A 9,752-nucleotide genomic window follows, 5' to 3' on the forward strand; every position below is an offset into this window, starting at 1 on the left:
GTGTGCTTCCTCCCCAATCTAATTTTATAAGAAAGGCGACCGTTTGTCTGCTCTCTTTCATCCCTATTTGTGCCGAGAGCGAAGCGGTCGGCATGGTGATTATGATGGAAGATAAAAAACCGTACTGGGAGGACAAACACTTTGCATTTTTCTGCAACCGGGAATGTGAGTATTATCCTTGCCACACACTGCCAGAAGGTCAGGATTTGAACTGCCTGTTTTGTTATTGCCCCCTGTATATGCTAGGTAGGGAATGTGGCGGAAACTACACATACCTGGATAGCGGAATCAAGGATTGCAGCAACTGTATCATTCCACATCAGCCGAAAAATTACGGTTACATCGCCTCGAAATTCCAGGCCATTTCACAAGCAATGGCAGAGCAAGAAAAAAAATCAGGTTCTGAATAACCAAGTTCATATTCTTGTTGACCCAACGTTTGAAATCGAGGAAATTTTTCCTTTAATTAGCCCATTGAAACATAAGAAAAACATATTGCGCTATCATATGGGAGCGTTGCAGGGTAAAACCTGCGGCGCTCCTTTTTTGTGCGGATTATGACTGTGAGATGGCTACCGGTAGCCATGGGAAGATTTCAATGCCTTGGGGGACAAGTGATTGCGGGGGTGGCAAGAACTTGTTTCCTTGCCTAAAGTCTAAAAAAATTAAGGAGGAATACCAAAATGAGAAACCTCAAGCGTGTTCTCAGCCTGGCTCTGGCCGCCATGATGCTCATGGGCATGATGGTCGTGGGCGCCAGCGCTGCGGGCGCCAAGGACTTCACCGACTATGATGAAGTCGAGAACAAAGAGGCTGTCTCCGCCATGACGACTCTGAACGTCTTCAACGGTAAGGAAGATGGTTCCTACTTTGCTCCCAGCGATACCCTGACCCGTGAAGAGATGTCCAAGATCATCACCTACGTGATGAACGGCGGCGCTGAGCCCGCTCTGGGCACCAAGCCCGTGCCCAGCTACAGCGACATCGACGGCAACTGGGCCGAGAAGTACATCGAGTACTGCACCAGCGCCGGCATCATCGCCGGCGACGGCACCGGCAAGTTCAACCCCAAGGACACCCTGACCTATGAGCAGTTCGCCAAGACCCTGCTCACCGGCATGGGCTACAAGGCTGAGGTCTTCGGTTTTGTGGGCAACAGCTGGGCCGTGAACGTCAACCGCTACGCCAACGAGGCCGGTCTGTACAAGGGCCTGGAGGGCGTGACTCCCTCCGATCCCATCAGCCGTGACGACGCCTGCCAGATGGCCTACAACGCCATCCAGGCTCCTCTGATGATCCGCTCCTGGAACCAGAGCCAGACCACCGGCGAGGTCGTCGAGGTCTATGAGCTGGCCGTGGGCGACAACGGCGTGACCACCAACAGCCTGTTCAAGGATAAGTTCGACGGCACCATCTACGAGGGCGTGCTCACCGCTTCCGGCGAATACGGCATCGGCGGTGCTACCGGCGAGGACTCCCTGTCCATCGCCGTTGAGAAGATCGACAACGGCACCGTGAATGACGAAAACGGCAACGCCATCAACATGGAGTTCACCTGGAAGGACATGGACCTGACCGACATGGTGGGCCTGCGCGTCAAGATGTTGTATAACCACGACACCGAGGAGATCTACGGCGTCTACACCATGGACGAGTACAACACCGTCATCGAGACCACCTCCGACAAGGTGGTTATCGACGGCACCAAGATCTCCGTGGACGGCGTGAAGTACAGCTATGACGACGCCAATGGCACTGTCTTTGAGGACGGCACCAACGCTGGTCCCATTGACGGCTACTTCCCCGCCAAGAACGACAACCTGACCACCGCCAACACCGTGTACCTGATCTCCAACGACAAGGACCAGAAGATCGACCTGGCCCTGGTGGAGACCGTGGCCGTGGCCGAGGTCAACTATGTGGGCACTGAGACCTTCTCCGTCACCCTCACCGGCGGTTCCCGTCAGCAGGGCTTCGATGGCCTGGATACCCTCACCGCTCTGAACCAGGAGCTGGAGGACGTGGTCGTGAAGGGCGATATGTTTGCCAAGGGCGACATCGTCCTGGTCACCGAGGACTACTACACCGCTTCCGACGCCTTTGAGGTCATCGAGCCCCAGACCGTCACCATCACCGGCGTCAACAAGGGCAAGTACATGATCGACGACACCTGGTATCAGGATGATGACAACATCACCGCCAAGTACGCCCTGAACAACAACGGCATCAACTCCGGCGACACCGTGGAGATGGTGGCCATCGGCGGCATCAACTACTATGCCAAGAAGGTTTCCGGCACCAACAACTACGACACCCTGGCCTTTGTGTATCAGGCCGGCAAGAACGCTACTGACTACGAGATCGCCGGCAACACCAATATGGCCAACCTGATTTTTGCCGACGGCTCTAAGAAGAGCGTCAAGACTGTCGACCGCGAGGGTAACAGCGTGGATGTGTCCGGCAAGTATGGCGGCACTAATCTGGTGGGCCACATCGTGACCTTCGAGGTCACCGCCGGCGGCGATTACATCCTGACCGCTCTGGACAACGACTCCAACAAGGCCGGCTTTACTCAGGTTATTGGCGACGGCACTGACGGCAATGTGGCTGTGGCCTCCGGCTCCAGCAGCAACCGCATCTCCAAGGTGGGCGGCTATGACCTGGCTGACGACGCCGTGGTCTTCGTCATGAAGTATGCCACCACCGACATGAACACCGCCAATGTGGCCAACAACGCCAAGGTCATCTCCGGCAAGGAGGCCAAGACCCTGCTGGCCGCTGACTACAACAAGAGCACCCACGTGCTGACCTCCAAGGTGGACGGCTTTGAGTACGCCCAGGTGGTCACCCTGGCCTATAAGAACGCCAACGAGGACCTGCCCGGCGGCTTTGACGGCGCCACCTACGGCTACCTGGTGGACGACGCTGTCCGCGTGTACGACACCGACGCCAGCGCCTACTACCGTGTGTTCAAGGTGTGGGACGGCTCCGAGGTCGTGACCCTGAAGGAGAAGACCAACGCTGAAGTCACCTTCATGACCAAGGGCAACGTCATCGTCTATGATGAGTCCGGCGACGGCATCATCAAGAACGTGGAGCGCGTCAACGCCATCACCACCCAGGTCACCGGCATCAATTCCGCCAATGACCGCATCGGTCTGGTGGGCACCGCTGTCACCGAGATCAACAGCGACACCCAGATCCTGTACGTTGACTCCCAGAACTTCAAGGGCTACGCCGAGGGCGTCATCCGCGAGGCCGACGATACTTACGTAATCGGTGCTGGCGAGGCTGGCGTGATCAACGGCAATGACCAGGCCAACGTCCGTTACGTCCTGAACAAGACCGGCGACGCCATCGCCTTCCTGCTGGTGGACGTGAACAACAAGATGGCCAATGTGGCTGAGATTGTTGACAACACGATTAGCGCTGACGACCTGCAGGACCTGCTGAACAACGGCAAGGACGTGCAGATCAACGGCAACTACCACATCGGCACGGTTACCGTTCCCGCCGGCGCCAACCTGGCTGTCAACGGTGTGTTGACTCTGAACGCCAACCTGACCGTGGACGGCAACCTGAATGTGACCGACCTTGTTCTGAATGGCAAGACTGTGGACGGCGACGGTGTGGTCACTGTCTCCGGCACCCTGTACATGGGCTCCAAGATCACCGGCAATGTTACCATCAACGCTCAGAAGGCCGTCCTGATGGACGACATGACCATTTCCGGCGGCAATGTCACCATCAAGACCAACGTGACCAACCCCGGCTCCAACACCCTGACCATCACCGGCGGCACCCTGACCGTGCTGGGCGAGGTGAAGGCTCCCATGGAGATCTCCGGCGCCGCTGAGGTCACCACCGGCGATGTGACCGGCAACATCACCGTTCAGGCCACTGGCACCGACGGGGAGGCTACCACCGCCGAGATCACCACCGGCGATGTGACCGGCTCTGTGACCGTCGAAAAGGGCGCTACTGCCGACGTGACCACCGGCGACGTGTCCGGCGATGTGACCAATAAAAGCACCGGCAGCAGCGTGACCACTGGCGACGTGACCGGCAATAAGACCGGCGACGTGGTGGGCAACAAGGCCGACAATGGCACTGTGGAGGCTGCCAAAATTGCCGACACTCGCACCGTCGGCAAGCTGACCCAGCCCTTCGGCAAGAACGAGGTCTCTGCTACCTATGGTGTGAAGGCCGACGGTGTCACCACCAGCTACGACGTGGTCCTGACCATCACCGATCTGGTGAAGCATCAGAACGGTGCCAAGACCATGGGTTACTGGGGCGGCATCAGCGTGGAGGCTGTTGAGGGTGACTCCTACAGCTTCGGCTGGGGTTCTTACAATGCGTCTGCTCAGTTCACCAAGATTACCGCTGATACCCTGAAGGGCGAAGAGGAAGGTTACTGCACCTTCTACCGTGACTTCGGCTCTGCCGACAACAAGGGCGCTTTCTATGTGGCCATCAAGGACGCCAATGGTGCTGTCACTGTCTACAATGTGGACTGCGCCCGCGTCACCCTGAAGACCACCGAGGATCTGCTGAAGGCTTCCCTGGCTAAGAAGTGGGAGGACGACTATAAGTATAACGTCACCCCCACCATCTCCGGCAACACCGTGACCTACAGCGGCACTCACGAGCAGTTTGCCGAAAAGGTGGATGGCAAGGGCGGCCAGATCTTTGCCACCTCCGCTGACATGGCCCGCCTGCTGGGTGGTCTGTATCGGACCGACAGTGGTGCGACCGTCACCGCCATTACCTACGAGGGCACCACCTACAAGTGGAAAGCCGATGGCGGCCTGACCGGCAGCAACTGGCAGGATTCTCAGGACGAAACTCTGGTGAAAGCTCTGGCTGCTGACATCAAGGCTGACTTCCGTGACAGCGACGACAACGTCAAGACCGGTGCTATCACCGCTTCTTACGACCTGACCATCAACGGCGACACTGTGACCCTGACCTTTGTCAAGGCCGCCGCTCCCGCTGTCAACGCTTGATCCCTCCGATCATCTGTAGCGGCTGGACCTAAGCGAAGCCCCCCGGGCATAAGCCCGGGGGGCTTTCTGTTTTTATTGAACAGCCAGATAGTAATAGACATCGCTCAGGGTATTGGTGGCGGCTACGTTGGCAGAACATACCAGGAAACCGGACGAAGTGATATAGATGGCTTCATCGCTGGCACTGCTGTAGCAGTGGCAGCCATTCAGAGCCAGGCCGCCGGTGGGGGCGTAGGCGGCCCGGCTTCCGTCCCGGCGTTCCACAAAAACCGCCCTGGGCCGGAATCCCAGGCTGATGGTCTGGGTATAATTCCCGTTTCCGGTGTAGGTTCCTGTAACAATGGCCGCCTTCCCGTCCGCGGTGCTCTGGGCCGCGGCGGCGTTGGTGTTGGCGGTGTTGGCGGTGGATTGGGCCGCGGCGGCGGCGGTCGCGGCGCTGTTGGCCGTGTCCTGGGCGGTCTTGAGCCCAGCGTCGATCTTGGACAGATCAGTGTTGAAATCCGTCCGCACAAAGACGTCCTCCGGCACCCACTGGTGCAGCCCATAGTTCGCTGTGTACGTTGCCATAAACATTCCTCCTTTTTTTGACCTTCCCCCACAGGGGGGAAGGTGGCACGGCAAAGCCGTGACGGATGAGGGGGCGGTCGTCCGCCGCCCCGTCCCGACGTTGACCTTCCCCCCCACAGGGGGGAAGGTGGCCCGCAGGGCCGGATGAGGGGGCGGTGCGATGGAGTTCCCGTAGGGGCCGATGCCCACATCGGCCCGCCGCCCTTTGCCCCCTTTCGTCGTGCCCGGACACCGACCCAGTATGTTCCCGTAGGGGGCGGCCTCCCGGACGCCCCGTTTCCGTGGGGCCCGACGACCCCGGCGCGCCTGCCCTCCCCCGCCCATATCCCGGCGGGGGATTTTGTTGTATGGCGGGAAAAATTTGCCCGGATGCAACAAAAAACCCCCACCCAAACGCGGGTGGGGGAAATGGATGGGGGTATGGATCCCGGGTTGGTACATGGTCATCCGTAGGGGCGATTACCAATCGCCCGCCCTGCCGGGGTTGGGCAACGCCGTAGGGGCGCACATTGTGCGCCCGCCGGGACGGGGCGGTGGACGGATGCCCCCTCATCCGTCACGGCTTTGCCGTGCCACCTTCCCCCCTGTGGGGGGAAGGTCAAAGGACGGGCCGGCCAGTGTCCGGCCCCTACGAAGAGGGAAATCCATCGTCAAGCTTGAAGGAGGAATGTTTATGGCAACGTACACAGCAAACTATGGGCTGCACCAGTGGGTGCCGGAGGACGTGTTTGTGCGGACGGATTTCAACACCGATCTGTCCAAGATCGACACGGCGCTGCAGGGTTTGCAAGACGAGACGGACGCCAAGGCGGAGCTGGTGACCGGCTCCTACTCCGGCAACGAGGCGTCCAGCCGCACCATCAGCCTGGGGTTTCAGCCCCAGTGGGTACTGGTGATGATGCAGAACGGGCGGATGGACGCAAACTGCGGCGGACTGGTCTCGCGGCAGATGAGCAGCAACGCTCTCTCCGTCGCGTCAACCGGCTTCACCGTCCGTTATCAGGCGTCCTACGGCCCGTACACCAATACCCCAGGGCAAGTCTATCACTACCTGGCCCAGCGATAAGCTGCGGAAAAAGAGCAACAAGAACCCCCGGACAAGTCCGGGGGTTCTTGCTTTGCTTAGGGATGGTTGGATCTTACTGCTCCGGATTAAGAAGCAGAGTACCAGCCGGAGAACAGGTTGCCGCTGGCGCCCAGGTTGGTCTGCCAGGTGTAGGTAGTACCAGAAGTGGCGTTCCGGGCATTGTTCACCTTGTCCAGCTGGGTCTTGTCAGCGCCAACGAAGAAGTTCATGCCGGCGCCGGCAGTGCTGGTGGCATTGGTGATGGTCAGGGTAGTGGAGGCGTTGGCACCCACGAAGGTGGTGTTGGCACCCAGGGCAACAGACCAAGTATCGCTGGTCTTATTGACAGTGTTGGCACCGGTCAGCACCACGGTGGCAGCGGAGGTGGCGCCAGCAGTGCTGATCACGCCGGAAGTGCCGCTGCTGGTGTAGGCAAAGGTGACCTCAGTGGTGTTGCTGCTGTCCAGACGCAGGGTGCTGTTGGTGTCAGCAGTGATGACACCCTTGGTGGCCTTGACGGTCACGTTGGCGCTGGCGTTGGTCATAACCACGGTCACGGCGCCGGTGGTAGTGACGGTGGTGCCGTTCAGAGCCACAACGTCATTAGCGGAAGTGGCGGTGAAGGTAGCGCCGGCATAGCTGATCACAGCACCGTTGCTGAGCTTCACGGAGCCGCTGACCAGGGTCACGTCGCCAGAAGTATGAGCAACGGTCACCTGAGCGTCAGTGACAGCGGTGTAGGTCTCAGTACCAGACTTCAGAGCAGCGCCGCTCTTCAGGTTCACGGTCAGGGTATTGGAGGCGCTGGGCGCGGTAGCGGTCAGAGTGCCGCTGTTCACATTGATAGTCTTGCTGGCAGAAGCCGCAGCAACAGTCAGGGTGCCGGTCACGTCCACAGCGGAAGCGCCGTTGGTCACCTTCACGGTGGCGCCATCGGCACCGGCAGTGTAGGTGAGGGTGTCAGCGGTCACCTTGCCGCCGTTGGCCAGAGTGGCGGTGATGGTGTTACCGGTCGCAGCAGTGGTCAGAGCCACAGCGGTGGTGCTGCTGACGTTCACAGCGGAGGTAGCGGTGGTACCGGTCACGGTGACAGCGGTGCCGATATTGGACACAGCGCCGTCCTTATCGAAGGTGACGGTGTTGTTGCTGCCGCTGCTGGTGGTGAACTCCACGCCGTTGAGAGCCAGCTTGCCGCCGCTGGCGGTGTGAGCCAGGGTAATCGCAGTGCCGGCGGGATCCGCGCCAATGATGGTGCCATTGAAGGTCAGGGTCTGGGCATCAGCAATGGTGGGCGCAACGGAGAAGGCCAGAGTGTCGCGGCTCACGGTGATGTTGCCGGAAGCGCTAGACAGGACAGTACCCAGAGCCTGGTTGTTCAGGGTCAGGCCGGGAACAGCCATGGTCACCTTGTCGGCGCCCAGCTTGGTGGTGTCAACAGCGGTCACACCGGTGGCGGTGATGGCGCCGGTGGCGTTCACGCTCAGAGCGGTAGTGCCGGTGAGGGCGGCGCCGGTGCCAGCCAGCTTGACGCCGTTGAGGGTGACGTTAGCGCCGGAAGTGCCGGTCACGTTCAGATTCTTCAGGTCGGCGGTGCTCACGTTCAGGGAAGCGCCGCTCTCCAGGTTCACGGTGGTGATGGCGTTGGCGCTCAGGCCGTCAATGGTCAGGGTCTGGCCGGCCTTCACGTCGATGAAAGGAGCGTTGGTGATGGCGGACAGGTCCGCGGTGGTGCTGCTGAAGCTATTCAGCTCGGTCTCAACCATGGACTCGATGGCGGCAGCGGTCATGCCGGAGGTGGCAACCACCTTGCCGGACACGGGGTTGGCGTACATCAGGTTGTTCACGTCCACGATCAGCAGGTTCATGGCGGTGGAGGTGCCGACATAACGGACGTTCTTCACGTCGGCCACGTCGTCGTTGTCGCTGTCCTGACCGATCTGGATGGAGCCGCCCTCGGCGCCCTTGCCGTTCTTGGAGTCAACGTAGATGACCACAGTGTCCTTGGTGACCTCGGAGGTCAGGCCGGTGGACAGCTGGATCTTGCCGGTGCTCTCGCTCCAGCCGATGACAGCAGCGTCGGTCAGGCTCACCAGGGAGACGTTCTTGATCTCGCCGTCGGCCTTGTCGTCATAGGTGATGACAGCGCCCTTCTTGTACAGCTCGGGGGCATCGGTGCTCTCGAACTTGGCGGTCACTTCGCCGTCCTCAGTCCACATAGTCACGTTCAGGTAGGTCTTGTCGTTCTCGACAGTGCGGTTGGCAACCTCAGTCAGGTAGCCGTAGTTGGTACCGGTGGTGATGGTGGGAGTGGAGGTCGAGATCACCATGGCGACCTTGGCGTAGTTGAAGCCGTCAACCATGTTCACCAGGGCATAGCCCTCGCCGGCATAGCCGAAGGTGCCGGTGCCGTACTGGTTCTTGAACTCCTTGCCGGTGTAAATCTTGCCGTTGTTGGTGGCATCGAAGACGGCAGTGCCGTTGTAGTCGGAGTCGATCAGCACGAAGACGGTGGCGTCATCGGCCAGCTCGGCGCCGGCAATGGTCTTGTTGCTGTAAGCAGCGCCAGAGGCGTAGCTCTTGTAGCCGGCCATGTTCTGACCGTTGACCAGGGTCAGCTCGTAATTGCCGTCGGCGTCCACACGGTAGGTCACCAGCTTGCCGTAGTAGGCATTCAGCTGAGCCAGAGTGGTCACGTCGACAGAGGCGGGCACGGGAGCGGCGGGAGTGCCGGTGATGGTGGTTACCTTGTCCACGGTCACGGTGGTCTTGGAGCCGTCAGCCAGCAGCAGCTTGGCCTTCACAACGGGGCTGCCCAGCTGGTTGTTGTCGCCGTCGCCGGAAACGGTGTCGGCGGTGATGATCATGGCGATGTTCTTGGTGGTGGCGGCCACGTCAACGATCTTGGCGTAGAACACCACGCCGCCCAGGGTCACGTACTCAATGGTGTCGTTGACCTCAGCGGTAGCCACGGAGTAGGAAGCGCCGGTGGTCTCAGCGAACCACTCGCCGTTCAGCTTGAAGTCAGTGTAGCCGGTGGCCACGGCGCTGCCGCGGATGGCTTCCACAGTGCTGGTCTGCAGCTCGGCCTTCACGGCGGTGTCGATCTCGGT

5 protein-coding genes are annotated in these 9,752 nt (G+C 59.9%); 3 read left to right on the forward strand and 2 right to left on the reverse strand.

Going from position 1 to position 9,752, the window contains the following annotated elements; all coding sequences use genetic code 11:
- Both H6B51_RS14825 and H6B51_RS14830 read left to right on the forward strand, forming a co-directional pair.
- On the forward strand, positions 1-410 hold a 410-nt coding region (locus H6B51_RS14825), incomplete at its 5' end, for a cysteine-rich small domain-containing protein (RefSeq protein WP_335342178.1).
- Between the two features lie 273 nt (positions 411-683).
- Entirely contained in the window at positions 684-5,009 is a 4,326-nt protein-coding gene (locus H6B51_RS14830) for an S-layer homology domain-containing protein (protein ID WP_204884425.1), read from the forward strand.
- Between the two features lie 72 nt (positions 5,010-5,081).
- On the opposite strand, the gene H6B51_RS14835 is transcribed toward H6B51_RS14830, so the two are convergent.
- Positions 5,082-5,576: a hypothetical protein gene (locus H6B51_RS14835; protein ID WP_204884426.1), complete on the reverse strand. Its 495-nt coding sequence runs from the start codon at positions 5,574-5,576 to the stop codon at positions 5,082-5,084.
- A 673-nt stretch (positions 5,577-6,249) separates the two neighbouring features.
- Between H6B51_RS14835 and H6B51_RS14840 the strand changes: the two genes are divergently transcribed.
- Entirely contained in the window at positions 6,250-6,642 is a 393-nt protein-coding gene (locus tag H6B51_RS14840; protein ID WP_204884427.1) for a hypothetical protein, read from the forward strand.
- A gap of 86 nt (positions 6,643-6,728) precedes the next feature.
- Here the strand turns inward: H6B51_RS14840 and H6B51_RS14845 are convergent.
- Positions 6,729-9,752: beta strand repeat-containing protein (locus tag H6B51_RS14845; RefSeq protein WP_204884428.1), on the reverse strand; the 3,024-nt coding region annotated here is incomplete at its 5' end.

The sequence above is a fragment of the Pseudoflavonifractor phocaeensis genome, from assembly GCF_016901955.1.
Lineage (GTDB): Bacteria > Bacillota > Clostridia > Oscillospirales > Oscillospiraceae > Flavonifractor > Flavonifractor phocaeensis_A.

Excerpts from the sequence above, each read along its gene's own strand:
- H6B51_RS14840 (WP_204884427.1), top strand. The coding sequence starts at position 6,250 with ATGGCAACGTACACAGCAAACTATGGGCTGCACCAGTGGGTGCCGGAG.
- H6B51_RS14830 (WP_204884425.1), top strand. The coding sequence starts at position 684 with ATGAGAAACCTCAAGCGTGTTCTCAGCCTGGCTCTGGCCGCCATGATG.
- H6B51_RS14835 (WP_204884426.1), bottom strand. The coding sequence starts at position 5,576 with ATGGCAACGTACACAGCGAACTATGGGCTGCACCAGTGGGTGCCGGAG.